This window comes from Aquimarina brevivitae (genome assembly GCF_004216895.1).
Classification (GTDB): Bacteria; Bacteroidota; Bacteroidia; order Flavobacteriales; family Flavobacteriaceae; genus Aquimarina; species Aquimarina brevivitae.
Map to the genome: position 1 here is coordinate 1,449,563 of NZ_SGXE01000001.1, position 24,543 is coordinate 1,474,105.

The window sequence follows — 24,543 nt, forward strand, 5'->3', positions numbered from 1 at the left end:
AAGTTGGGATTTTTTTTGGAATGGTTAGGCTTTGTTCTTATTTGAATTATCTTTGTCCTTTAATTCAATAGTATCATGGGTCAAGAGGTCAGTAAACGTTATGCACAAAGAGGAGTTTCTGCAGCTAAAGAAGATGTTCATAAAGCCATTAAAAATGTAGATAAAGGGTTGTTTCCAAAAGCATTTTGCAAAATAGTTCCAGATTATTTAACAGGTGATGATGATTACTGTATCGTAATGCATGCAGATGGTGCAGGAACAAAATCTTCCCTGGCTTATATGTATTGGAAAGAAACAGGAGATTTATCTGTTTGGAAAGGTATTGCACAAGACGCGCTAATTATGAATATAGATGATTTATTGTGCGTGGGTGCTACAGATAACATCATGCTTTCTTCAACGATAGGGAGAAATAAAAATCTAATTCCTGGAGAAGTTATTTCGGCCATTATCAATGGCACCGAAGAGCTTATTAAAGAACTTGATGAATTTGGAGTTAAAATATATTCAACCGGCGGTGAAACTGCTGATGTTGGAGACTTGGTCCGTACGATCATTGTAGACTCAACCGTTACTGCAAGAGTTAAAAGAAATGCAATTATTGACAATGCTAATATAAAAGCAGGAGATGTTATCGTTGGTTTAGCATCTTACGGTCAAGCAACCTACGAAAAGGAATATAACGGAGGCATGGGTAGTAATGGGCTTACTTCTGCTAGACACGACGTGTTTGGCAAAGAATTGGCTATAAAATATCCAGAGAGTTTTGATCCTTCTGTGCCTTCAGATTTGGTATATAGTGGAGCCATGGGCTTAATAGAAGAGGTGGAGGGATCGCCAATAGATGCTGGGAAATTAGTGCTGTCTCCCACAAGAACCTACGCTCCCATAATCAAAAAAATACTATCTAAATATACCAGTGATGACATTCATGGTATGATTCATTGCAGTGGAGGTGCACAGACCAAGATTTTACATTTTGTTGAAGATTTGCACATTGTTAAAGATAATATGTTTGAGGTGCCCCCTTTATTTAAATTAATTCAGGAAAATTCGGGTACAGATTGGAAGGAGATGTACCAGGTGTTTAATATGGGGCATCGAATGGAATTGTATGTTACAGAAGATGTGGCTCAAGATCTTATTTCAATAGCAGAGCAGTTCAAAGTAGATGCTAAAATTGTTGGGCGTGTCGAAAAATCAGAAAGCAAAAGACTTACCATCAAAAGTGAATTAGGCACTTTTACCTACGAATAAGCAAAAAAATCACTTCTAATTTTGTAAGTTAATAACTCAATTTTGGAGTTACAAAGTTAGTAGTGCTGTATTGCAATTTACGTAAAAAGCTTATTTTTGTATATTCCAATAATAGGAACGGAACTATGATTGATAAATTAAATATTTTTAAGCAACGATTTGATGAGGTTAGTGATTTGATCATTCAGCCTGATATCATTGCTGATCAAAAGCGATATATTAAGCTCAATAAGGAGTATAAAGATCTCAGAGCTATGATGGATGAGCGCGATGTTTATATCGAGCTTACCGATAATATAAAGGAGGCAGAAGAGATCATTGCGGATGGAAGTGATGAGGAAATGGTAGAGATGGCTAAAATGCAGTTAGAAGAAGCTAAAGAACAGCTGCCAGATCTCGAAGAAAAAATACGCTATATGATGGTTCCTAAGGATCCTGAAGATGCGAAAAATTGCGTTATGGAGATCAGAGCAGGTACCGGAGGAGACGAGGCCAGTATATTTGCTGGAGATTTATACCGAATGTATACCAAGTATTGCGAAGGAAAAGGCTGGAGTGTAAGTGTAGTAGATCTTAATGAAGGAACAAGCGGTGGATATAAAGAAATTATATTTGAAGTTAATGGGGAAGATGCTTACGGTACCTTAAAATTTGAAGCCGGTGTACACCGTGTACAACGAGTACCCCAAACGGAAACACAAGGAAGGGTGCATACCAGTGCAGCTACTGTTATAGTACTACCTGAAGCGGAGGAGTTTGATTTGGAATTGGATATGGCTGAGGTTAGAATCGAAAGAACCACCTCTACCGGTCCAGGAGGACAGTCAGTAAACACTACCTATTCTGCCATTAAACTACACCACGAACCTACAGGTATGATTGTAAGCTGCCAGGATCAAAAGTCATCGCATAAGAACTTAGAAAAGGCGCTTAAAGTACTTAGATCTCGATTGTATGAGCTAGAGTTGGCTAAGAAACAAGCAGCAGATTCTGAAAAACGAAAAAGTATGGTGTCTACCGGAGATCGATCCGCAAAAATCCGAACCTATAACTATCCACAAGGAAGAGTTACGGATCATCGAATAAACCTTACCTTATATGATTTAGGTAATATTATTGATGGCGATATACAAAAAATCATTGATGAATTACAACTCGTAGAAAATACCGAAAAGCTAAAAGAATCTAACGAGGTTTTTTAGCATAGTCAATAGGATATAAAGAAAACGCCTGAGCTAATACTCAAGCGTTTTTATTTTTACACAAAATATAGTGCTGTATTATTAGCCTTCTTGACGCCTTTTAAAAGAGGAGATAACGAAATAAGCACCTACCAGGATAAAAGGAATACTTAATAATTGTCCTGTGGATAAAACACTATTGAATTGATCTTCAAAACCTCCCTGACTTTTCTTTACATTTTCTACAATAAAACGAACGACGAATATCAGCATCATATACATACCAAACATAAATCCGGAGTTCTTTCGTCTATCGGTTTTCCAATAAATTAACCACAGTATTGCGGATACGAATATATAACCAAAGGCTTCATATAATTGTGCTGGATGACAATAGGGGATAGCTTCAAGCAAATTCACAAATTTTGGATTTTCTACAATGGCATCATAGGCTTCACTAGCATTTTTAATCCCTGTTTTTTGAATTGCTTCCGCTTTACTATAATAATTTTTCACAAACTTTACTCCAAAATATGAGCTCGTCGGCTCGCCAATTATTTCAGAATTAAAAAAGTTACCAAGTCGAACAAATATTCCTCCAAAGGCCGCTGGGATAGTAACTCGGTCTAATATCCAAAGAGGTGGCTTGTTTAACACCTTTTTGGCGTACATATACATGGCAATAATAAAAGCGATAGCTGCTCCATGACTTGCAAGGCCTTGAAATCCGATAAATTCAAATTCAGGACTGAATCGTACGGGTAATAAAATTTCTAATAAATGGTTTTTGTAATAGGCCCAGTCATAAAAAAATACGTGACCTAGTCGCGCTCCTAATAGTGTTGCAATCACAGCATACATAAATACAGAGTCTAATTTCTCCATAGCAATGTTTTCTCGGATGTATATTTTTTTCATCAAATACCATCCAAGTAAGAAAGCAACAACAAACATTAAACTATAAAAGCGAATTAAGAAAAAGCCCAGGTCAATACCCTCGGCAGGATTCCAAATTATTTTAAGTGGTAATACCATTTAGTTTTTGTTTTAAAAAAGGTAAATATAGGTATTTTAAAAGTGAACGTTTATGTTAGAACTATTAAGTGTTTTGGTTTTTTTTAGGTACAGGATCGTATCCACTTCCTCCCCAGGGATTGCAACTGATTATACGTTTAATAGCTAACCAACCTCCTTTTAGCAATCCGTGTGTTTTTAGAGATTCTAGGGTGTAATGCGAGCAAGTCGGCTCATACCTACATGTAGCAGGCGTTAACGGGGATATAAATTTTTGATAAACCCGTATTAAAAATACAAAGGGTGCTATTAAAATTTGCTTTATGGATATGGAAGTTGCCAAATTATCAATTCACGGTAAATGTGGTTCCTTCTCTTCCGTCCTTAAGTTGAATGCCAAGTTCTAGTAATTGGTCCCTAATTTTATCACTTGTTGCAAAATCTTTATTCGCTCTTGCTTCGGCACGCAATTGTATTAATAGTTCAACCGTTCCGGCTAGTTTGTCTGAGGTATCAGAGGAACTAGCATTGATGTTTATCAACCCTAATACATCGTAAACAAAGGCGTTAATGCTATTGGTTAAAGTGTCTAAATCCTGTTGACTAATAGTAGCTTTTTCATCTTTGAGGGTATTGATGAATTTTACAGCTTCAAACAAATTAGCAATAAGTATAGGACTATTAAAATCATCGTTCATAGCATCATAGCAATCGTTCTCCCATTGTGCAACATCAAATCCTTTGGTGTGTTGAGCAGCTGTAATTTTTGGTAAAGTATCTATCGCTTCCATCAATCGTAGAAACCCTTTCTCTGAAGCTTCTAAAGCATCACTAGAGAAATCAAGAACACTGCGATAATGAGCTTGAAGCATAAAAAAGCGAACCACAGTGGGCGCAAATGCCTTACTTAAAATAGTATTGTCTCCACTAAAAATCTCACTAGGTGAAATAATATTCCCTGTGGACTTGGACATTTTTTTGCCATTAAGGGTAAGCATATTGGCGTGCATCCAGTAGTTTACAGGTGTTTGGCCACATGCAGCCTCGCCTTGTGCTATCTCACACTCGTGATGTGGAAATTTAAGATCCATTCCACCTCCGTGGATATCAAATTGCTCTCCTAGATATTTGGTGCTCATTACAGTACACTCTAAATGCCATCCGGGAAAACCGTCACTCCAGGGAGAAGGCCATCGCATTATATGTTGAGGCTCTGCTTTTTTCCACAACGCAAAATCTTGTGGATTTTTTTTATCACTCTGTGCGGTAAGCTCTCTCGTATTAGCAATTAAATCCTCTATATTTCTACCGCTGAGTTTTCCGTAATGATTCGTTTCATTAAATTTTTTGACATCAAAATAAACGGAACCATTAGCTTCGTAGGCAAAACCATTGTCGATGATAGTTTTAATGATCTCTATCTGTTCTACAATATGACCGGTAGCCGTTGGTTCTATACTTGGTGGGATATTATTGAATTTCGCTAAAATATTATGGAAATCTAGTGTATATCGTTGTACAATCTCCATAGGTTCGAGCTGTTCTACCCGAGCTTTTTTGGCAACCTTATCTTCACCTTCATCTGCATCATTCTCTAAATGGCCGGCGTCTGTAATATTTCTTACATACCGTACTTTATACCCCAAGTGTTTTAAATATCTAAAAACCAGATCAAAGGAGATAAAGGTTCGACAATTCCCTAAATGTACATTGCTATAAACGGTAGGTCCGCAAACGTACATTCCTACGTTGCCTTCGGTTATAGGGTTAAAGATTTCTTTTTGACCAGAAATGGAATTATAAATTTTTAATTCCTGTGTGTTGTACATTGGAATTGAAGCCATTGATGAGTGTGCTGTTTATTGAATTAAAAATTGGTGTCTAATTTAATATAATCTAAAAATTCTCTTCGTACCGATTCTTCTTTAAAACGTCCGCCAAACTCGGCTGTTACGGTACTACTTTCGATATCTCTAATGCCTCTGCTATTTACACATAAGTGCTTGGCATCAATGACACAAGCAACGTCTTTTGTATTCAGTACAATTTGTAAGTGTTCTACAATTTGCATGGTCATACGTTCTTGTACCTGTGGTCTTTTGGCATAATAATCTACGATACGATTCATTTTGGAAAGTCCGACCACGGTACCATTAGAAATATAGGCAACATGTGCTCGTCCTACTATTGGAAGTAAATGATGCTCGCAGGTTGAATATACCGTAATATTTTTTTCGACCAACATTTCACCATACTTATAATGGTTTTGAAATGTGGAAGCATCTGGCTTTCTTTCTGGGTGAAGCCCTGAAAATATTTCGTTGACAAACATTTTGGCAACACGTTGTGGAGTTCCTTTAAGGCTGTCGTCTTCTAGATCCAAACCTAAGGTCTCCATTATGTGTTTTACATCACTTTTTATTAATTCTATTTTTTCTTTATCACTTAGCTTAAAAGCATCTTTTCTTAATGGCGTAGTAGCATTAGTTGAAATATGGCTATCTCCTAATGCATCAAAATCATCTACCGCTTTGTCTACCTTCACTTTCAATTATTTACTTTAGACGTTACTTTATATCTATTTGTCGTAATAATTCTTTGTTACGTACAATTAATAGTTGGCAAAGATACGATTTTGTAGTTTGACAAATACAATACACTGGGAACATTTATAATTTGTTTTGCAGATCTATGACTTTCTGATCAAGATGTTTATCTTTATCAAAGATTTTATTGCCTACGTACACAAGAAATCTATATAATCTTACGTTATCTGAAGCATGAATAAATCAGTACCTCAAATCAATATTTTATTTTACTTTCTGTTTGCTATCCAATTTACTGGTGTAGCTCAGATTGATCAAGAGTGTAGAGCATCTCAACCCTTTTGCTCTGATGCAGCCCAAGAATTAACCTTTGCGAATACAACTGGAGACCTCGACGGTCTCGGTGAAATAGGGTGTTTGAATACTACACCTAATCCCTCTTGGTATTTCTTAAGGATTGATGAACCGGGTGAATTAGTGTTTGATATTCAACAATGGGTGGATGCCAATACCAATAATCGATTAGACCGCAATGAAAGGCAACTAGATGTTGATTTTATAGCCTGGGGTCCTTTTCAAACCTCTTTTGTTGATTGTGATGTATTAGCCCGAGGTTGTGATCTCAATGGGGATGACGAAAATATAAGGCCGGCAGAATGTGTCAATAATGTTGATGATCCAGAATTTTATATACAAGACCTGGATACCGAAAATATCACGGACTGCAGTTATGCACGGACCCCTGAAGAGAATATTTTCACAGAAACCTTTACGATACCTAATGCACAAACAGGTGAATATTACATTATTTTGATTACCAATTTTGCTGATGAGGCTGGTGTTATTCAATTACAACAAACGAATCTTGGAGAGGAGGGCGCAGGTACTACGGATTGTAGCGTGCTTGAGGATGGTGTGGGGCCAGATGTGGCAACTTGTGGTAACTTTCCTGTATTTATACAAGGTCGATTTTCAGGGGCAATTGCATATCAATGGTACCGGGATGATGGAAGTGGTAACTTTGTAATAATTACCGGAGCAACCGAGCCTTTTTTGGAAGTAAATCAAAACGGGATTTACCAATTGCGAGGATATTCTGATGCAGGTAGAACCAATGAATTAGGTAGAGATGATCTTATTGTACAGGATGTTTCTTCGGCAATAACTGTAGTTTTGCCTACGGTTATGGAAGAATCATTTTCGGGCAGCTATACCATAACGACAGAGCTTACTTTGATACCTGAAGTAGAAGCAGGGGATTTTACAGATTTTGAATACAGTTTATATCGTGATATAGGAGCTGGGTTTAATGAGTATAGACCTTTTCAGGAATCACCAGTCTTTGAAAATGTTCCTCCTGGAGATTATCGGGTAATTGCTAGGTATGCTAATTGTCCGGCGAGTGAAGTCGAATCTGATATTTTAGTAATTTTAGGGTATCCTAAGTATTTTACGCCAAATGGAGATAGTATTCACGATACGTGGACTTTAATAAATATTGAAGACCAACCCTCGGCATTGATATTTATTTTTGATCGAAGTGGAAAGCTACTAAAGCAATTAATCCCTGGTGGACCAGGTTGGGATGGAACTTTTAATGGTAAACTTATGCCGTCTAGCGAATATTGGTTTCGGGTAGAGTTTAATGAGCCAACTGACCCTAATATGCGAAGAAGAGTTTTTGCAGGTAGTTTTTCTCTTATCCGATAATCTAATATAAGCGATAAAATATGGAATAGTTGTTGATAAGGTTTATTTGATTAGTTTTGCGGAGTTAATACGACCTAAGAACCTTTTATTGAATAAACTATTACGTACAGTCTATGTTTCCTTTATTTTATGACCGTTCGCGGCCAAATTGCTCAATACTTTTGATTTATATTGGGCTTCTTATATTACCCGTTTTTGCCTATGCACAAGGATCAGTATGCTTTGATCCTTCCGGAGAAAATGGCGCTGAACCCTTTTGTAGCTCTACTGGTATTGTGTTTCCTAATTGTCATAATGGAGACGCTAGTTGTACAACATCTGCTGAGGTTGGCCCTGATTACGGGTGTTTAGGATCTCAACCTTTTCCGGCCTGGTATTTTTTACAGATAGAAGAATCAGGAGATTTGGAGTTTAATATTGTACAAACTTCTAATGAAGATGGAACCGGGTCTCAATTAGACGTTGATTTTATATGTTATGGTCCTTTTAACGATCCTACTACTCCTTGTGCATCCGATCTTACAAGTGCTAATACCGTTGATTGTAGTTTTTCGGCTTCATTTAATGAAATCATGAATATAAACAACGCACAGGAAGGAGAATATTATTTGGTCCTGATCACAAATTTTTCGCAATCACAAGGTTTTATAAGTTTTCAACAAATCAATGGAAATGGCGCCACAGATTGCTCCATATTAGAAGCTACTTTGGGACCTAATCAAAATATTTGTGGAAACGGGCCTATTGAACTTGACGGTGAAACGGAAGAAGCAATACGGTATGAATGGTCGATTTTTAATGAAACTACAGGAAATTTTGAGGTTATTGCAGGTGAAACCACCTCTATTTTATCCGTAGATGTTACTGGAAGGTACCAATTATTAGTTGAAGATGCTTCTGGTAATATCGAAACTGATGAAGTTTTGATAACTTTTAATACACCTCCGGTAGTCGATCAGCAGCCAAATAATTTAACTTTATGCGAAGAAGCAGGTGGAACTGCTGTATTTGATTTTTCTCAAAATACACAGCGCATTCTTGGACCACAGGATCAAACCGAATATTCAGTAACCTATTATGTAAGTCAAGCAGATGCAGAGAGTGACCTAAACGCGATTGCTGAACAATTTGCAAGTGGACCAACCAATATTTTTGCTAGGATTACGAATAACAACTTGCCAAGCTGTTTTGAAATCACAAGTTTTATCTTAGAGGTTAATCCCGCACCAAATTTGAGTTTCTCAGAATTTGGATATACCATTTGCGAACCATTAGATAATACACCTGATCAAGCATTTATTACTGTAGATGAGGTAGCAGTTAGTCTACTTAGTCCAACCGGAGAACCTGTGGACTTATTGGCAAACGACGAACCACTTCAGTTATCTAACTTTGATGTTCGCTATTATAGTTCAGTACAGGATGCTGTACAAGATGTAAATCCATTTGTCAATGGAGATACTGTGATTGATGGGCAATCCATCTTTATTCGAGTTGAGAATAGCAATACTTCGTGTTTTAATATAGATGACATCGCAGAAGTAATTATCAATGTCGCTCAAATACCGGAAGCTAATCCTAATATTGAAAATTTTGTAGCATGTGCTACAGATATTTCGGAGCCTAGTCGATCTGTATTTAATCTTAGAGACAAGGATTTTGAAGTGCTTGGGATCAATGATCCTACAGCAAATAGCATTGCTTACTATAGAACCATTGAAGACTATACTAACGATTTAAACTTGTCGGAAGAAGAATTGGTTGCTTTTAGAAATACTACCAATCCACAGCAAATTTTTGCGGCTGTTATTGATGATCAAAACGGTTGTGGAAAAAGTAATGTAGTATCCTTTGAATTGCAGGTAAATGAACTTCCGACACTTACAGATAATGAATCTTTTAGTGGAGAACAAGTTGTTTGTGTTAATCCAGATGGTTCAGTACAGCAACCCTTGCAGATAGGAGAAGATTTAGGAGCTTTGGATGGAAATATTTACCTCTATGATTGGACGCCTGATAATACAGATCAAAACAATGATGGTTTGGAAGACGCTATTTTCCAAATCCAATCATTACCCGAATCACAAGAGTTTAGTTTGGTAATTACCAGACTAGGGAGTAATGGAGAGCCTGATTGTACCAACGCTATTAATCCTTTTACCTCTGAGGAATATGCTATTACACTAAGACCGTCTGCTGCACCATTACGAGTAGGTTATGTAATTGAGGAATCTTCTTTTTCTTCCTCATTTACTATCACGGCTCAACCAGAATTCCAGGTTGGGGAGTTACAGGATTATGAATATGCAATTAATAATGGAAGTTTTCAGGATAGTCCGACGTTTACAGATTTACCAGCTGGAGATTATGTGATAACGGTGCGCAACAGAAATGGTTGTCAGCCTTTAGTGGAGTCCGAGCTCATACAAACCTTAGGATATCCAAAGTATTTCACTCCTAATGGCGATAATATCCATGATACCTGGAGTTTAATAAATGCTGAGGATCAGTCTACAGCATTAATTTATATTTTTGACCGAAATGGTAAGTTGTTAAAGCAGATTTTTCCAGGAGGATCGGGATGGAATGGTACTTTTAATGGTAAGTTAATGCCTTCGGGGGAGTATTGGTTTAGTGTTGAATTTAATGAACCTGCTGATCCAAATAATCACCGAAAAGTTTTTAAAGGTAGTTTTTCATTAATTCGATAAGAAAACTTAGTTGAAATAATATAAAAAGACGAGTGTATACTCGTCTTTTTGTTTATGTAGATATGTTTGATGTTCTTAAAAATTGATACCGAAGGTAAACGTTAGATTATCCCTATAAGTATCAACCACCGCTCCATTAAAGAAGTCTGATCCTGGGTAGAAACGTTCAAAAGATTCTTGTTGCATAACATCATAGGCAAAATCCAGTTTGTATTTCCCCCAGTTATAGCCTAAACCAAAAGAAATTCCTGTTCTATCTGATCTTAATAGTTCATTTTTAAAAGGGCTTTCTTCATAAACATAGCCTCCTCTAAAACTCCAGTTTTCGTTTCGCCATTCTCCACCTAGCCTAATTGTTGAAGTTTCTTTGTAAGTGCTTACAATACTATTATTAAGGTCGGTGTAATCATTACCAAAATCAGAGCTGAATTTTGTTGTGGTATAATCTTTATACTTATAATCTAAACTGATTAGTCCTTGTCTTCCAAAAAGAAAGGCAATACTAGCGGTATAGCTTGCAGGCGTTCTTAATTGATACTCCGGAAAAATATTGATGACATCTGGAGCTACTACAGCGACTCCGTCCACTTCACTAAAAGTTTCCAAATCTTGTGTTGTTTCTTCTTCTATAGTGTACCAAGTTGGCGATTCAACTGCAAAACCAAGTCGTATTAGATCAGAAACTTTAGCAATCGCTCCTACTTGTGCTGAAAAACCTGCACCCCTCGTAGATAAACGATTGGTAAATAATACTTCATTTATATTGCTACCGGCATTGGTGTTAGCTTCAAAAAAATCGGTAACTCGATCATAATTTATAAAGTGTGAATTTAGATTCAAACCTAAATAAAAATCATTATTGATTTGGGCAGCCCCGTTAACCGAAAATTTACCATTAAGACCTGTGCTTTGATAAGCATATTCTTGATAAAAGCTACCCGAGCCTATATTAGAAAAATAACTTGTATTGTCTGGATCGCTGGGGTCATCGGCTTCTAAAATAAATGATTCGTAACCTAAATAGGCTTGTTGAACTGCATAACCTTCAGTTTCACCTAGAAATGAATATAGGTCAGATATGCTTTCACCAGATCTTCGTTCTAGTAAGTCCAAAGGTACGCCTTGCGCTTGATTAAGAAAATAAGAATCAATGGAGGTTGAAGTATTTCCAAATGCTGTAAATTGAAATTCGTTATCTGAAGTTTGATCGTAAGCAAGAGTAAGCGTGAATTTGTTAATAGGTGAAGATCCACTTGCATCCCCGTATACAAAAACAGCTCCTAATTGATTAAAATTAAGATTACTTCCGGTTTGCGTATTAATTCCATTACCATAGTAAATATCGCTTCCATAACCTGCACCTGCAAGAGTAACTGAAAGCTGTGAGTTTAAAAATACAGCGGACCCAGCAGGATTTATTTGAATAGCAGAAAGATCCCCACCCAAAGCCCCAAATGCACCTCCCATCGCTCTAAAGCGCGCTGTACCTTGAATATTTTGATCGGCATATCTTAAGGCATCCGAAATATCCTGTGCATTAGTTATGGATACGAATAAGACTCCTATGAAGAAAACTATTTTTTTCATTTATAAATAAATTTAATGCATTGAAATACCATCCCATCTTAATGTGATGATATTTCAATTATAGATTAATTAAATTGCTATGGGTATATCGCAGTTGATTATCCTCTTCCGCCACCACGGCTTCTGGATCTACCTCCGCCTCCGCCGCGAGAACCACTACTTCTACTTCTTGATGAACCTGATGAATAATTACTTCCTCTGCTTCTCGAACTACCACTACCCGAGTAATTGCTTCTGCTACGAGATGAGCCTGAATTATAATTACTTCTACTACGTGTAGAACTTCCGCTTCTTGTTCTAGGTGTTGATGAGTTGGTACCTCTATTATAGTTGTAATTGGATCTTGATCTACTATAATCACCACCTGATCTATTATTGTAATAGCTAGACCTTGAACGATTTCTGTCAGCTGAAATTCTGGATCGGTTTGAATAACCTTGTCTGCTTCTTGAATCGCTATAACGTGATCTGTTATTATCGTATCTGGATCTGTTATTACTGTATCTAGACCTATTATTATTGTATCTGGATCTGTTGTTGCTATAACGAGATCTATTATTACTATATCTAGATCTATTATTACCGTAGAGGTATCTTGATCTATAGTTAGATGCTAGGCTAGACCTGTAGGATCTATTAACGGCATAATAATATGGATTATTTCGATAATAAGGTGGGCACCAAAATCCGCCGCCGTACCAGTTGTTCCAACCCCAGCCAACATTCCAGCCCCAGTTGTTCCATCCCCAACCGGCATTCCATCCCCAGCCAGAGTTCCAACCCCAGCCAGCATTCCAGTTCCAGCCCCAAGGACTATACCAATTGTCCCAACCCCAACCAGCATTCCAGCCCCAGCCGGCATTCCAGCCCCAGTTGTTCCATCCCCAATTATTCCAACCATTGTCGTAAATATTGACGGTAACTTGAGAAGGGTTGCTACCCCACGCAGGGCGTGTTTCTTGGTATTCGTAGTTTAATTTGGTTGCTGTAGTATCTTGACTATCATAATTATCGCTAGCATATGAATCTACATCTGTAAAAACATCATCTTCTGCTACTAGATCGTCGTAGAAAGCTGCTTTTTCTGAAAAATAATTAGCATAATAATTAGATTCTTGTGGCTCATTGTTTTGAACAGTTTGCGGTTGCCTTTGTGTTCTCCGCTCATAGGTGTTCGTTTCTCCATATATTCCATCGTTATATGGGACATATTGATAAGAAACACAAGATGTCAACATTAATACACTTATTAAGAGGGTTACTCCTAAAGTACTTTTTATCCTTATATTATTTTTGAGTAGCATATCTACGTTTTTAATTGTTGAACATTACAAATTTAGTTAGTTTTGCGCTAACTATTTTATATTTAACTAAGACACAATATTTGTGCCAAACAACAGTATATGGGCAAAAATCTTACTAAAAGAAGCGAGGATTACTCAAAATGGTATAATGAGCTTGTTGTAAAAGCCGATTTAGCAGAAAACTCGGCAGTTAGGGGTTGTATGGTAATTAAGCCATATGGTTATGCGATATGGGAAAAAATGCAGGCTGAACTGGATAAAAAGTTTAAAGAAACCGGTCATCAAAATGCCTATTTTCCATTATTTGTACCCAAAAGTTTATTTGAGGCAGAAGAAAAGAATGCAGAAGGTTTTGCAAAGGAATGTGCTGTGGTAACCCATTATAGGTTGAAAACAAATCCTGATGACCCATCAAAATTAATTGTTGATCCCGATGCCAAACTTGAAGAGGAATTGGTGGTAAGACCTACCTCCGAAGCAATTATTTGGAACACCTATAAAGGTTGGATACAATCCTATAGGGATTTACCGATATTAGTCAATCAATGGGCTAATGTAGTGCGCTGGGAGATGAGGACACGACTTTTCTTGCGTACTGCGGAGTTTTTATGGCAAGAAGGACATACTGCTCATGAAACAAAACAGGAGGCTATCGCGGAAACTGCTCAAATGAATGATATCTATGCAGATTTTGTCGAAAATTTTATGGCGATACCGGTTATTAAAGGGAGAAAAACCGAGAGTGAACGTTTTGCTGGGGCCGTGGATACGTATTGTATTGAAGCATTAATGCAAGATGGTAAGGCTTTACAGGCAGGGACATCTCATTTTTTAGGGCAGAATTTTGCCAAAGCTTTTGATGTGAAGTTTACTTCAAAAGAAGGTAAGCAGGATTATGTTTGGGCTACTTCCTGGGGTGTATCTACGCGTTTAATGGGTGCTTTAATAATGACCCATAGTGATGACCAGGGATTGGTGTTGCCTCCTAATTTAGCTCCAATACAAGTAGTTATTGTGCCAATTTATAAAGGGGAGGAGCAATTAGAACTGATTTCTCGAGTTGCTTTAGAAATGAAGGCTGCTTTAGGTCAAAAAGGAGTTTCTGTCAAATATGATGATAGAGATACAATGAGACCGGGGGCGAAGTTTGCACAGTATGAATTACAAGGCGTGCCACTACGGATTGCTATAGGACCTAAAGATTTAGAAAAAGGAACGGTAGAGCTTGCTCGAAGAGATACGCTGTCCAAAACGTTTGTGGCAAAAGATGATGTAGTGGATACGGTAACAGATCTTTTGCAAGAAATACAAAATAATTTGCATCAAAAGGCAACTGAATTTAGAGATACGCATATTACTGAAGTCAACAATCTTGATGAGTTCAAAGAAGTTTTAGAAAATAAGGGTGGTTTTATTTCAGCACATTGGGATGGAACTGCGGAAACTGAACAAAAGATAAAAGAGCTTACAAAGGCAACTATTCGCTGCATACCGTTTGATTTTGTAGCAGAAAATGGAAGTTGTGTTTACACCGGAAACCCCTCTAAAACAAGGGTTTTATTTGCGAAAGCATATTAGGGTGTAAAAAAAATAACATAACTCTTGCGCCATTAAAAAATAGTTGTATTTTTGCATCCGCAATTAAGCAAAACGATGGCCCGTTCGTCTATCGGCTAGGACGCCAGGTTTTCATCCTGGTAAGAGGGGTTCGATTCCCCTACGGGCTACTAATAAAATCTGTTGCAGATTTGTAACTAAAATTGTAAGTTTGCAACCAAATTTTGAAACAAACATAATGGCCCGTTCGTCTATCGGCTAGGACGCCAGGTTTTCATCCTGGTAAGAGGGGTTCGATTCCCCTACGGGCTACAATTTTTTATAAAGAAATAACGAGAAAGAGATGGCAAATCATAAGTCAGCATTAAAGAGAATTAGAAACAGTGAGACTAAACGTCTTAGAAATAGATATCAGCATAAAACTACTCGTAGTGCGATCAAAAAGTTACGCGAAGCTGATAAGAAAGAAGCAGAGACCATGTTACCATCTGTAATTTCTATGGTTGATAAATTGGCTAAGAACAATATCATTCATAAAAATAAAGCAGCTAACATTAAATCTCAGTTAGTGAAGCACGTAGCGGCGCTATAATTATAATATTTTATTTAAAGAGAACTTCTCGTTGATAACGAGAAGTTTTTTTTTACCCATTATTGAAAGTATAGATACTTTGTCTTAGGTAAAGTGTTTAAGTATTTTTGTTTTTTTCTTCAATCCATCTGGACATATATTCTGTGCTTCGTAGGGTGTGGAAATTTAAAATACTGCCGATAAAGTTTTTAGACCTGTGTTGGGTTAGGTTTTTTCTTAGCTTGTCTATTGAGGCAAGTAAAGTGTTTTTAAGTTTATCTGCAGTGAAAAGACTATTTACAATAGCGATTCCATTTTGCTGACATTGATTCCATAATCTTTCATCATTATATAACCTTATTGCGGCAGCAGCAATTTCTTCTGCTGTATTGCAGGTAAAACCGTTCCAGTCTAAGTCGTCATCTAACATACCTTCAGCTCCAATAGGGGTAGTTACACTAGGTGTTCCTGTAAGCATAGCTTCTGCTAGCTTTCCTTTGATTCCGGCTCCAAAACGCAAGGGCGCCAGGCATACTTTTGCTAGGCTTAAGGTGTTTTTTGCATCTTCGGTCCACCCTTTCATAAAAAAACCTTCTTTTGGTTTATGGTATTGTGTTGCTTTGGGAGGCATATAGGCACCATAGATATGTAGCTCGGCTGTGGGTAACTCTTTCCTAATAAGAGGCCATATGGCTTCTTTAAGGTACATAAAACTATCCCAGTTAGGCTGGTGTCTAAAATTTCCGATAGTTACAAAATGATTTCTTTGAGAAAACGGAATCCATCGTTGCGTGTCTTTAGAGGTTAAGCGCTCAAATACAAAAGGGAAATAGCACAATAGATCTGGGGGAATATTAAATAGTTTTACTAGAAGCTCCATTTCAAAACTAGATATGATCAATGAAAGATCAGATCGTAAAATACTTGCAATTTCTCTTTTGGTAATGTCTTGTTGTAGTAAGAGCGATGGGCTAAATGGAATATTTTGCTGTATACTATGGGCTCTTGTGGTTCTTAGGCAATGAAGATCTTCGGTGTTTAGAATTTTAATAGCTTCAGGGCATTGTTTGGCAACTCTCCATCCAAACTGTTCCTCCATCATAAATCGGTCAAATATGACAATCTGTGGAGCAACATGTTTAATGTAGCTGTCAAAACTTTTGTCATTCACCTGGATAATGTCTTCTGCAACACCTAGTGCTTTAAGGTTAAATCGTTGGGGTGTTTTTGTAGATGTACTTGCAAAAGTGATGTTACATTTGTTTTCTTGAAGAGTTGAAATAAGTTGAAGCATCCGCATTCCTGCGGCCGAGGAAGTTGGTTCTGGCCAAACAGTGCCAATAATTAAGACGTTAGTTGCCATATGTTATTGAGTATTTACCATAAAAAAAGCCTCAGTGTTATCCGAGGCTTTCAGTTATTTTTATACTATAGTTTAGGAAAGTTTAGCAAACATTGCTTCCATTTTTTCCTTTTCTTCTTGTGCAAGCTCTGGATCAACTAATATTCTACCGCTATGCTCGTCGGTGATGATTTTCTTTCTACTAGCGATCTCCATTTGAACTTGAGGTGGGATCGTAAAGAAAGAACCTCCTGATGCACCCCTTTCGATAGGAACAACAGCCAGGCCATTTTTTACATTAGTTCGGATTCTGTTATAGGCTTTTACTAATCGTTCTTCGATTTCTTTTTGGAAATTTTCGGATTTAGCAATAAGTGCTTTTTCCTCTTTTTCAGTTTCCGCAAGAATAGCATCTAGCTCACCCTTTTTATGAGTAAGGTGTTCATTTCGTTCGGCTAGCTTTTCTTTAGTCTGCTCAATGATTTCATTTTTTTGAGCAATCTGCGCTTTAAATTCTTTGATGTGTTTTTCGGCTAATTGAATTTCTAATTCTTGAAACTCGATTTCCTTGCTCAGGGAGTTGTACTCACGATTATTACGTACATTCTTTTGTTGCTCTCCGTATTTTTTGATTAGCGCCTTTGCTTCTTCTATTAAATTCTTTTTGTTCTTGATACTTTCATCTATCGTCTCAAGATCGGTATTTAATTTTTCTAATCGTTTGTTTAATCCGGCTACTTCATCTTCAAGATCTTCAACTTCTAAAGGTAATTCACCTCTTACGTTTCTGATCTCATCAACTCTAGAGTCAATTAATTGCAAGTCATACAAAGCTCTTAATTTTTGCTCAACAGTAACTTCTTTCTTTGCCATATGCTATAGGTATTGAATTGGATTTGTTTTATTATCCGCTAAAATGATTGCAAAATTACTGATTTTTTTTCTAAGATAAGTAAGAATTAATTTTTTTGTGTATTGTTCACTTTCGTAATGGCCAATATCAGCAATAATAATCTTGTTTTCGGCTTCATAAAATTGGTGATATTTTAAGTCTGCTGTGATAAAAACATCTGCACCGGCACTGATTGCATTAGGGATTGCAAAACTTCCGCTGCCACCCAGTACGGCAACTTTTTGTACCGGTTGATTTCGAAGCTTGGAGTGCCTAACACAGCCAGTTTTAAAGGTTTCTTTTACCTTTTTTAGAAAAGTTAATTCATCAATCGGTTTAGTTAGTTCTCCAATCATTCCTATGCCAATATGTTGGTTTTTATTTTCTAAGGTAATGATTTCATAGGCAACTTCTTCGTAGCTATGTGCGTTGAATAGGGCTTGTAATATCAATTTTTGGTTGTGCTTTGGGAAGGTAACCTGCAATTGCATTTCCTCTTCGTGATGTGTTTCGCCTATTTTACCGATACTTGGATTAGCATTTTCTTGTGGTTTAAAAGTCCCTATACCTTTAGAAGAAAAGCTGCAATTTTCATAGTTTCCGATACTACCAGCACCAGCTTCAAAAAGTTTTTCCAAAACAAAGTTGTATTCGGAAACAGGCACATAGGTCGTCAATTTTTTTATTGTACCATTTTGAGGGATAAGAATTTTGCGATTAGATAGTCCTAATTGTTCACACATCATATCGTTTACTCCGACTACGGAATTGTCAAGAGCGGTATGAATGGCATAAATAGCAATATCGTGCTTAATCGCTTTCATTACAGTTCGTTCTACATAGGTAGCACCAGTAAACCTTTTAAGTCCTTTGAAAACAATAGGGTGAAAACTTACAATAAGATTACAATTTTTTTCAATAGCCTCATCCACAATATTTTCTAGCGTGTCCAAGGTGACTAAAATACCGGTAAGGTTGGTCTGTGGTGATCCAACAAGTAATCCTACGTTGTCGAATTCTTCTGCATAAGCAGTGGGTGCCAGTGCTTCTAGATGATGAATAACATCTTTGATTTGCATATTTCCGTTTTTATATCAATCGGAAATGTAAAAAATCTTTTAGCAATAATCAACGAATGGTTTCATACTTTTGTGTTTATGAATTTGTTGAGAAAATTACTTTTTCCCGTTGTTCCTATCTATTGGCTGGTTACCTGGGTAAGAAATAAATTATATGATTGGGGGATTAAAAAATCAGTTACTTATCACCTTCCAATAATAGCAGTTGGTAATCTCAGTGTTGGGGGTACAGGAAAAACACCTATGGTAGAGTATCTCATCAACTTGTTATCCTCTTCTTTTAAATTGGCTACTTTGAGTAGAGGTTATGGACGAAATACCAAGGGTTTTGTGTTGGCTAGTACTACTTCTACCACGCACACTATAGGCGATGAACCTATGCAGTTTTATACAAAACATGAAGAGGTACAGGTTGCCGTAGATGAAAATAGAAGAAGGGGGATTACTCATCTTTTAGCATTGAAAAATAAACCAGAAGTTATATTGCTTGATGACGCCTATCAACACCGCAAGGTTAAGGCAGGGTTTTATATTTTATTGACCTCGTATGATCAATTGTATTGCAATGACTATGTGTTACCTACAGGTAATCTTAGAGAACCTCGATCTGGTGCCAATAGGGCCGATCTTGTAATCGTAACAAAATGCCCACCTAATTTATTGGATCAAGAAAAGCAAAGGATAGAAAAGGCTTTGCAACTAACGACAAAACAGCAATTATTTTTTGCAACAATAGCGTACACTTCAGCATTACAATCTGGTACTCTACAAAAGCCGCTTTCTTTTTTTAAAGACACCCCATTTACTTTAATTACTGGGATCGCAAATCCGAAACCACTTGTAGCTTATTATGAACATTTAGGATTGAAATTTACGCACATCAACTACCCGGATCATCACAATTTTTCTACCAAGGAAATAGAAAAACTAAAAGATGCCGGAACATTGGTGACCACGGAAAAAGATTATATGCGATTGAGTGATCATTTTAGCGAGGGAGATCTTTGGTACCAGTCTATTGCGATGCAATTCATGGGAGAATATTCAGGAAGATTATTTGATGAGCAAATCCTAAATGTAGTAAAAAAAGAAGGTTCTTACGTATCATAAGAACCCTTTTGACTTTTTGTGGCTAACTCTAAATAACTAAATTCAAAATATCTAGTCACAAATCGTATGCCAAACTATGCTGTTTTTTCTTTTTTACTAAATGCTTTATGTAGTTTTATGAAAAATTCTTCAGTTTTATAGGGCTTAGGGATGATGTCGTTAAATCCATTATCATAAAACTCATCTAAATTTTCATCGAGTGTAACTGCAGTTAAGGCAATAATAGGTATTTCTTTATCAAACTCTCTAATCAATCTTGTTGCCTCAATTCCGCTGATGCCAGGCATATGAATATCCATCAAAATTAAATCATAAGATGATTCTTTGGCCTTGTTAACAGCAATATCCCCGTTATCTGCAACATCACAGATCATTTTGTTTTTTTCAAGAATTTTTCGGGTAATTAATTGGTTGATTTTGTTGTCTTCAACGACCAGTACTTTTTTATCAACCATTACACTATAGTCGAGTTTCTTGGCTTCAATAATGTAGTCAGCGCTAGGATCTACATATACTTCGAATTTTAGGTCAAACATAAATTTAGACCCTCTTCCTAATTCGCTGTCGAGTTTTATTTCGCCTCCCATAAGAGAAATTAGGTTTTTGACGATGGAGAGTCCTAAACCTGTTCCCCCAAATTTTCTATTTATTTGAACGGAGCCTTGGGTAAAGTTTTCGAAAATTGTTTGTTGTTTTCTTTGGGATATTCCTACACCGTTGTCTTCTACTTCAAATCGCAAAAAGACTTTAGTATCTGTTTGTGTATTTAATTTTACTCTAATCCAAATATCTCCATTCTGAGTAAATTTTATTGAGTTCCCTATGAGGTTTATAAGTACTTGAGATACCTTAAGTGGATCACCTTTTACTTTTGAAGGGATATCGTCATCGAATTCGTAATGTAATTTGTTATTACGATCCTTCGCCGATTTACTAAGCGCTATAAGTACATCACTTATTCGCTTCTTTAAGTTAAAGGGTACACTTTCGAGTTCAACCTTATTAGCTTCGAGCTTATTGAGATCTAAAATATTATTAATTAATGACAGTAAATATTCTCCTGAGAATTTTAGAGAGTTGAGATGTTCTTTTTGACTTGGTGTTGGGCTTTCTTCTAGTAATAAGTGAGTAAGTCCAGTAACGGCATACAGCGGAGTTCTAAGCTCGTGGGTAATGGTGGATAAGAATTGAACTTTAGCTTCACTAGCGCGTTCTGCATTTTCTTTAGCTAAGATTAATTCTGCATTTTTATTTTGTAATAGTTCATTGGCTCTTGCCCTAAGATTATTGTTTTTATACAATGATAAAGTAAGTAGCGATAAAATGGTGATCAAAGCAATAGCCAAAATTGTAGTCAACCTGCCCAATTTTAGCGATTTTTGTTGTTCCTTTAGTTCTCCTGTTAACTCGTCAATTATTACTTTACTGTCTCCCATATCTAATTTGGCAGCAGCTTCTTGTGCAATGATTTCTTTATTGATGGTAAATAGAGAATCTTTTACTTTCTGATGTAGTTTAAGATTGTTTAATGAAATCTGGTGTTTTTCTTGTAATTCATAAATTTCACTATAAAGCTTATAGCATCCAGATACTATCTCGGTATAACCGCTTTCCTTGGCAATAGCAATCGCGGTATCATTGTTTTTTATCGCTTCTTCAGAATTATTAAGTGCTAGATGTGCTTTAGCTTTATTGACATAGAGCTTAGCCTTAAAATAAGATTGATCTAATGAGTTGAGTATAGGTAAACCACTATTAAAGTGAGCAATAGCTTCTTTTGGATTATCTTGGTGAAGCTCTAAAAGACCTCTATAGAGCTTGATTGCTCCTTTAAGCTGCGTAATATTTTCTTGATCCGCAAGCTCTGCTGCTTGATCCAAGGAGTTTTTTGCTTCGTTAAACTTTTGAAGCTCTAATACGATTGAAGCATAGATGAGTTTAGAAAATGCAAGTGAAAAATTATTTTGATCTTCGGTTTGAATCTGAATAGCATTAATAATTCGCTCTTCTGCTTTTTCAAGATCTCCTAATTCTCTGTAGAGTTTAGCAAGCGTCATATTTGTTCTGGCTCTGGACACTCTGTCTCCATAGTCGATTGCTAAATCTTTACCGATAATGATATTTTCAAGTGCTTTTTCAAGTTCTGCTTTGTCAATTGAAGTGGAGGCTTTTACTAAAAAGTCTTCAATAGAGTCTCTTACTTTTTCTATTTCAACCTTAGGTGTTTGCTGCCCGTAGGCAATTACACCAAAAATTAAAAAGAAAATAAGTATATAATATTTGAAAGGGGTAGGCATTAGTTCGTTTAAATCACTCAACTAATATAGTTATTTCTTACAAATGTTAATAATTAAATCAATTATTCTATGACTATAACCAATTTCATTATCGTACCAGCCAATTATTTTTACCATTTTTCCGATTACCGAAGTCATTAATCCATCAAAAACACAGGAGTAAGGGTTGCCTATAATATCAACAGAAACGATTGGATCCTCGGTATATGAAAGAATTCCTTTTAAGCTTGTTTCTGCAGCATTTTTAAAGGCTTCATTGATCTGGTCAATCGAAGTTTCGGTACTTACATTAAAGGTGATATCAGTTAACGATCCATCCGGAACAGGAACACGGATCCCGCAACCCCCAATAACATTACTGAGCTCAGGAAAAATTTTGGTAAGTGCTTTTGCTGCTCCTGTTGTGGTAGGAACTATAGACTGACCAGCTGCTCTTGCTCGCCTTAAATCTTTATGCGGTTGGTCATGCAGGCTTTGATCCGTAGTATAACTATGAACCGTGGTGATATATGCTTGTTCAATCCCACAGAGTTCATCAATTACTTTGATCATCGGAGCTGCGTTATTCGTGGTACACGAAGCATTAGATATGATTAGTTCTGACCCATCTAAGATATGTTCATTTACCCCAATAACAATTGTTTTAATATCATCATCTAGAGGAGGAGCCGAAAGAATTACCTTTTTTGCACCAGATTGGATATGTTTATAGCTGTCTTGATAGCTCTTAAACTTACCCGTGGCTTCAATAACTATATCTATTTCCATAGACTTCCAGGGGCAATCAAGCGGGTCTTTATGATGTAATACTGGATACTCCTTATTGATAACTATTATATGCTCAGCAGTGGAGCTAATAGTAAAAGGTAATACACCGTGGATACTATCATATTTTAATAAATGAGCTAAAGTCTTAGTTTCTGCTAAGTCATTTATTGCCACAACTTCAATATCAGGATGATTGATAAGTAGTCTAAATAGGTTTCTTCCGATTCGACCGAAACCATTTATTGCAACTCTAATAGGTTTTTCCATTACATATATTAGAATGTACTAGGTTAGATGTTTTTGTGCTTTGTAAGAAGATCTAACTAGCGCTCCACTTTCTACATGCCTAAAGCCCATTTCTAATCCTATCTCTTCGTATTTTTTAAATTGATCTGGAGTTATAAATTGTTTTACAGGTAAGTGTCTTTTTGATGGTTGGAGGTATTGTCCAATGGTAACGATATCTAAATCAACCGCCCTTAGGTCTTTTAGGGTTTGAATTACTTCGTCTTCCTGTTCTCCAAGTCCCAACATAATTCCACTCTTCGTACGTTTAATACCGTTTTCTTTTAAGTATTTTAAGACTTGTAAGCTTTGTTCGTATTTTGCTTGGATTCTAACCTCTCTGGTTAACCTTTTAACGGTTTCCATATTGTGCGACACTACCTCGGGATTAGCTTCAATAATACGATCAATATTCTTGGTTTTACCTTGAAAGTCTGGTATTAATGTTTCTAAAGTAGTATTGGGATTCATTCTTCGGATAGCTCTAATGGTTTCTGTCCAAATAATTGACCCTCCATCTGCTAAATCATCTCTGTCAACCGAGGTAATCACCGCGTGTTTAATGTTCATGATTTTTATGGAGCGCGCTACTTTTTCTGGTTCTTCCCAATCAACGGTTTCAGGTCTACCTGTTTTTACACCACAAAACCCACAAGAGCGGGTACATATGTTTCCCAAGATCATAAAAGTAGCCGTACCTTCACTCCAGCACTCACCCATATTAGGACAACTACCAGAGGTACAAATCGTATGAAGATCGTATTTGTCAACTAATCCCCGCAATTCTGTATATTTTTTTCCTGTCGGAAGTTTTACTCGTAACCATTTGGGTTTGCCCTTTGGTGGGGCAACAGTTGCAACGTCATTATTCATATAGCAAAATTTCTTACAAAAATACAAAGAAAGCACTAAATAGGATAATCTTTGGATCTGAACCCGTAAAAATTTAAGTAAAATTTGGTAATCCGCTTTGCAGAGCCTAAAAGGACAGTACTTCTATGGTTTTCAATCTTAAGAGAAAGTTAAAGAAGCACTGTTGTAAAATTTTTATTTAGAAAAAAAGTTACTATAATAAAGGATCTAATTTACAATGCAAAATCAACTAAAAAGCGAAGTAAAAAAACGGAATCATAGAAAGCGAGTAGAAAGGTGGTTATTGAAAAATCAAAAATTTATAAACATCACTGCTATCGAAAAAGAGATCGACGCTCCTAAAGGTTTGATCCAAAAATTTATCAAATACGATAAAAAAATAAAGGATAAGTGGATAGATCCTATTTATGCGGTGATCCAACGCTTCAAATCTTTTGGATTAAAGTAGCTTTGATAATA

At 36.6% G+C, this 24,543-nt stretch carries 20 protein-coding genes and 2 tRNA genes; 10 read left to right on the forward strand and 12 right to left on the reverse strand.

The genetic code is table 11. From position 1 onward, the window contains the following. The first annotated feature begins 75 nt into the window (after positions 1 to 75). Together EV197_RS06320 and prfA are read left to right on the forward strand one after the other, a co-directional pair. Positions 76 to 1,257, forward strand: a complete 1,182-nt coding sequence (locus EV197_RS06320; protein WP_130285878.1) for an AIR synthase related protein — start codon at positions 76 to 78, stop codon at positions 1,255 to 1,257. 125 nt (positions 1,258 to 1,382) lie between these two features. Continuing rightward, positions 1,383 to 2,459 (forward strand): peptide chain release factor 1, encoded by a 1,077-nt coding sequence (gene prfA / locus EV197_RS06325; protein WP_130285879.1) that lies wholly within the window; start codon positions 1,383 to 1,385, stop codon positions 2,457 to 2,459. An 81-nt stretch (positions 2,460 to 2,540) separates the two neighbouring features. Here the strand turns inward: prfA and lgt are convergent, their stop codons facing one another. The 4 genes from lgt to folE form a co-directional block, all read right to left on the reverse strand. Beyond that, complete coding sequence (gene lgt / locus EV197_RS06330; RefSeq protein ID WP_130285880.1) at positions 2,541 to 3,473, reverse strand: prolipoprotein diacylglyceryl transferase; 933 nt, start codon at positions 3,471 to 3,473, stop codon at positions 2,541 to 2,543. Positions 3,474 to 3,537: 64 nt separating this feature from the next. Beyond that, positions 3,538 to 3,777: a membrane protein insertion efficiency factor YidD gene (yidD, locus tag EV197_RS06335; protein WP_130286200.1), complete on the reverse strand. Its 240-nt coding sequence runs from the start codon at positions 3,775 to 3,777 to the stop codon at positions 3,538 to 3,540. Between the two features lie 22 nt (positions 3,778 to 3,799). After that, positions 3,800 to 5,296 carry a cysteine--tRNA ligase gene (gene cysS / locus EV197_RS06340; protein ID WP_130285881.1) on the reverse strand — a complete coding sequence of 499 codons (1,497 nt, stop codon included), beginning with the start codon at positions 5,294 to 5,296 and terminating at the stop codon, positions 3,800 to 3,802. Positions 5,297 to 5,319: 23 nt separating this feature from the next. After that, the gene (folE, locus tag EV197_RS06345) at positions 5,320 to 5,997 is read right to left on the reverse strand and encodes a GTP cyclohydrolase I FolE (RefSeq protein WP_130285882.1); all 678 of its coding nucleotides are present in this window, start codon (positions 5,995 to 5,997) and stop codon (positions 5,320 to 5,322) included. A 235-nt stretch (positions 5,998 to 6,232) separates the two neighbouring features. Between folE and EV197_RS06350 the strand changes: the two genes are divergently transcribed. Further along, a complete protein-coding gene (locus EV197_RS06350; protein ID WP_130285883.1) occupies positions 6,233 to 7,708 on the forward strand; it encodes a T9SS type B sorting domain-containing protein in 1,476 nt (491 codons plus the stop codon). Positions 7,709 to 7,821: 113 nt separating this feature from the next. Then, positions 7,822 to 10,419, forward strand: a complete 2,598-nt coding sequence (locus EV197_RS06355) for a T9SS type B sorting domain-containing protein (protein ID WP_130285884.1) — start codon at positions 7,822 to 7,824, stop codon at positions 10,417 to 10,419. Positions 10,420 to 10,494: 75 nt separating this feature from the next. Here EV197_RS06355 and EV197_RS06360 read toward each other — a convergent pair whose 3' ends face one another. Together EV197_RS06360 and EV197_RS06365 are read right to left on the reverse strand one after the other, a co-directional pair. Next, positions 10,495 to 12,006, reverse strand: a complete 1,512-nt coding sequence (locus EV197_RS06360) for an OmpP1/FadL family transporter (RefSeq protein WP_130285885.1) — start codon at positions 12,004 to 12,006, stop codon at positions 10,495 to 10,497. Between the two features lie 98 nt (positions 12,007 to 12,104). Continuing rightward, the gene (locus tag EV197_RS06365; protein WP_165389010.1) at positions 12,105 to 13,310 is read right to left on the reverse strand and encodes a hypothetical protein; all 1,206 of its coding nucleotides are present in this window, start codon (positions 13,308 to 13,310) and stop codon (positions 12,105 to 12,107) included. A 99-nt stretch (positions 13,311 to 13,409) separates the two neighbouring features. Here EV197_RS06365 and proS point away from each other — a divergent pair, with 99 nt between their 5' ends. From proS to rpsT, 4 genes are all read left to right on the forward strand, one after another. Then, positions 13,410 to 14,888, forward strand: a complete 1,479-nt coding sequence (gene proS / locus EV197_RS06370; RefSeq protein ID WP_130285887.1) for a proline--tRNA ligase — start codon at positions 13,410 to 13,412, stop codon at positions 14,886 to 14,888. A 77-nt stretch (positions 14,889 to 14,965) separates the two neighbouring features. Continuing rightward, a tRNA-Glu gene (locus EV197_RS06375) sits at positions 14,966 to 15,037 on the forward strand. 70 nt (positions 15,038 to 15,107) lie between these two features. Further along, positions 15,108 to 15,179 (forward strand) — tRNA-Glu (locus EV197_RS06380). Between the two features lie 31 nt (positions 15,180 to 15,210). Then, positions 15,211 to 15,459, forward strand: coding sequence for a 30S ribosomal protein S20 (rpsT, locus tag EV197_RS06385; RefSeq protein WP_130285888.1), 249 nt, complete (start codon positions 15,211 to 15,213; stop codon positions 15,457 to 15,459). 97 nt (positions 15,460 to 15,556) lie between these two features. Here rpsT and EV197_RS06390 read toward each other — a convergent pair whose 3' ends face one another. From EV197_RS06390 to EV197_RS06400, 3 genes are all read right to left on the reverse strand, one after another. Beyond that, the gene (locus EV197_RS06390; RefSeq protein ID WP_130285889.1) at positions 15,557 to 16,801 is read right to left on the reverse strand and encodes a glycosyltransferase; all 1,245 of its coding nucleotides are present in this window, start codon (positions 16,799 to 16,801) and stop codon (positions 15,557 to 15,559) included. Between the two features lie 72 nt (positions 16,802 to 16,873). Then, a complete protein-coding gene (locus EV197_RS06395; RefSeq protein ID WP_130285890.1) occupies positions 16,874 to 17,653 on the reverse strand; it encodes a zinc ribbon domain-containing protein in 780 nt (259 codons plus the stop codon). Positions 17,654 to 17,656: 3 nt separating this feature from the next. Continuing rightward, entirely contained in the window at positions 17,657 to 18,751 is a 1,095-nt protein-coding gene (locus EV197_RS06400) for a Nif3-like dinuclear metal center hexameric protein (RefSeq protein WP_130285891.1), read from the reverse strand. A gap of 78 nt (positions 18,752 to 18,829) precedes the next feature. Between EV197_RS06400 and lpxK the strand changes: the two genes are divergently transcribed. Then, entirely contained in the window at positions 18,830 to 19,861 is a 1,032-nt protein-coding gene (gene lpxK, locus EV197_RS06405; RefSeq protein ID WP_130285892.1) for a tetraacyldisaccharide 4'-kinase, read from the forward strand. A 74-nt stretch (positions 19,862 to 19,935) separates the two neighbouring features. Here lpxK and EV197_RS06410 read toward each other — a convergent pair whose 3' ends face one another. The 3 genes from EV197_RS06410 to lipA are packed head-to-tail and all read right to left on the reverse strand — an operon-like array spanning position 19,936 to position 24,084. Then, the gene (locus EV197_RS06410) at positions 19,936 to 22,158 is read right to left on the reverse strand and encodes a tetratricopeptide repeat-containing hybrid sensor histidine kinase/response regulator (protein WP_130285893.1); all 2,223 of its coding nucleotides are present in this window, start codon (positions 22,156 to 22,158) and stop codon (positions 19,936 to 19,938) included. A 30-nt stretch (positions 22,159 to 22,188) separates the two neighbouring features. Next, positions 22,189 to 23,193 carry a type I glyceraldehyde-3-phosphate dehydrogenase gene (gene gap / locus EV197_RS06415; protein WP_130285894.1) on the reverse strand — a complete coding sequence of 335 codons (1,005 nt, stop codon included), beginning with the start codon at positions 23,191 to 23,193 and terminating at the stop codon, positions 22,189 to 22,191. 18 nt (positions 23,194 to 23,211) lie between these two features. Beyond that, positions 23,212 to 24,084 (reverse strand): lipoyl synthase, encoded by an 873-nt coding sequence (lipA, locus tag EV197_RS06420; RefSeq protein WP_130285895.1) that lies wholly within the window; start codon positions 24,082 to 24,084, stop codon positions 23,212 to 23,214. A 217-nt stretch (positions 24,085 to 24,301) separates the two neighbouring features. On the opposite strand from lipA, the gene EV197_RS06425 reads away from it, so the two are divergent. Next, positions 24,302 to 24,532: a hypothetical protein gene (locus EV197_RS06425; RefSeq protein ID WP_130285896.1), complete on the forward strand. Its 231-nt coding sequence runs from the start codon at positions 24,302 to 24,304 to the stop codon at positions 24,530 to 24,532. The last annotated feature ends 11 nt before the right edge of the window (positions 24,533 to 24,543 follow it).

Excerpts from the sequence above, each read along its gene's own strand:
- EV197_RS06320 (WP_130285878.1), top strand. The coding sequence starts at position 76 with ATGGGTCAAGAGGTCAGTAAACGTTATGCACAAAGAGGAGTTTCTGCA.
- prfA (WP_130285879.1), top strand. The coding sequence starts at position 1,383 with ATGATTGATAAATTAAATATTTTTAAGCAACGATTTGATGAGGTTAGT.
- lgt (WP_130285880.1), bottom strand. The coding sequence starts at position 3,473 with ATGGTATTACCACTTAAAATAATTTGGAATCCTGCCGAGGGTATTGAC.
- cysS (WP_130285881.1), bottom strand. The coding sequence starts at position 5,296 with ATGGCTTCAATTCCAATGTACAACACACAGGAATTAAAAATTTATAAT.
- EV197_RS06350 (WP_130285883.1), top strand. The coding sequence starts at position 6,233 with ATGAATAAATCAGTACCTCAAATCAATATTTTATTTTACTTTCTGTTT.
- EV197_RS06355 (WP_130285884.1), top strand. The coding sequence starts at position 7,822 with ATGTTTCCTTTATTTTATGACCGTTCGCGGCCAAATTGCTCAATACTT.
- EV197_RS06360 (WP_130285885.1), bottom strand. The coding sequence starts at position 12,006 with ATGAAAAAAATAGTTTTCTTCATAGGAGTCTTATTCGTATCCATAACT.
- EV197_RS06365 (WP_165389010.1), bottom strand. The coding sequence starts at position 13,310 with ATGCTACTCAAAAATAATATAAGGATAAAAAGTACTTTAGGAGTAACC.
- proS (WP_130285887.1), top strand. The coding sequence starts at position 13,410 with ATGGGCAAAAATCTTACTAAAAGAAGCGAGGATTACTCAAAATGGTAT.
- rpsT (WP_130285888.1), top strand. The coding sequence starts at position 15,211 with ATGGCAAATCATAAGTCAGCATTAAAGAGAATTAGAAACAGTGAGACT.
- EV197_RS06390 (WP_130285889.1), bottom strand. The coding sequence starts at position 16,801 with ATGGCAACTAACGTCTTAATTATTGGCACTGTTTGGCCAGAACCAACT.
- EV197_RS06395 (WP_130285890.1), bottom strand. The coding sequence starts at position 17,653 with ATGGCAAAGAAAGAAGTTACTGTTGAGCAAAAATTAAGAGCTTTGTAT.
- EV197_RS06400 (WP_130285891.1), bottom strand. The coding sequence starts at position 18,751 with ATGCAAATCAAAGATGTTATTCATCATCTAGAAGCACTGGCACCCACT.
- lpxK (WP_130285892.1), top strand. The coding sequence starts at position 18,830 with ATGAATTTGTTGAGAAAATTACTTTTTCCCGTTGTTCCTATCTATTGG.
- EV197_RS06410 (WP_130285893.1), bottom strand. The coding sequence starts at position 22,158 with ATGCCTACCCCTTTCAAATATTATATACTTATTTTCTTTTTAATTTTT.
- gap (WP_130285894.1), bottom strand. The coding sequence starts at position 23,193 with ATGGAAAAACCTATTAGAGTTGCAATAAATGGTTTCGGTCGAATCGGA.
- lipA (WP_130285895.1), bottom strand. The coding sequence starts at position 24,084 with ATGAATAATGACGTTGCAACTGTTGCCCCACCAAAGGGCAAACCCAAA.
- EV197_RS06425 (WP_130285896.1), top strand. The coding sequence starts at position 24,302 with ATGCAAAATCAACTAAAAAGCGAAGTAAAAAAACGGAATCATAGAAAG.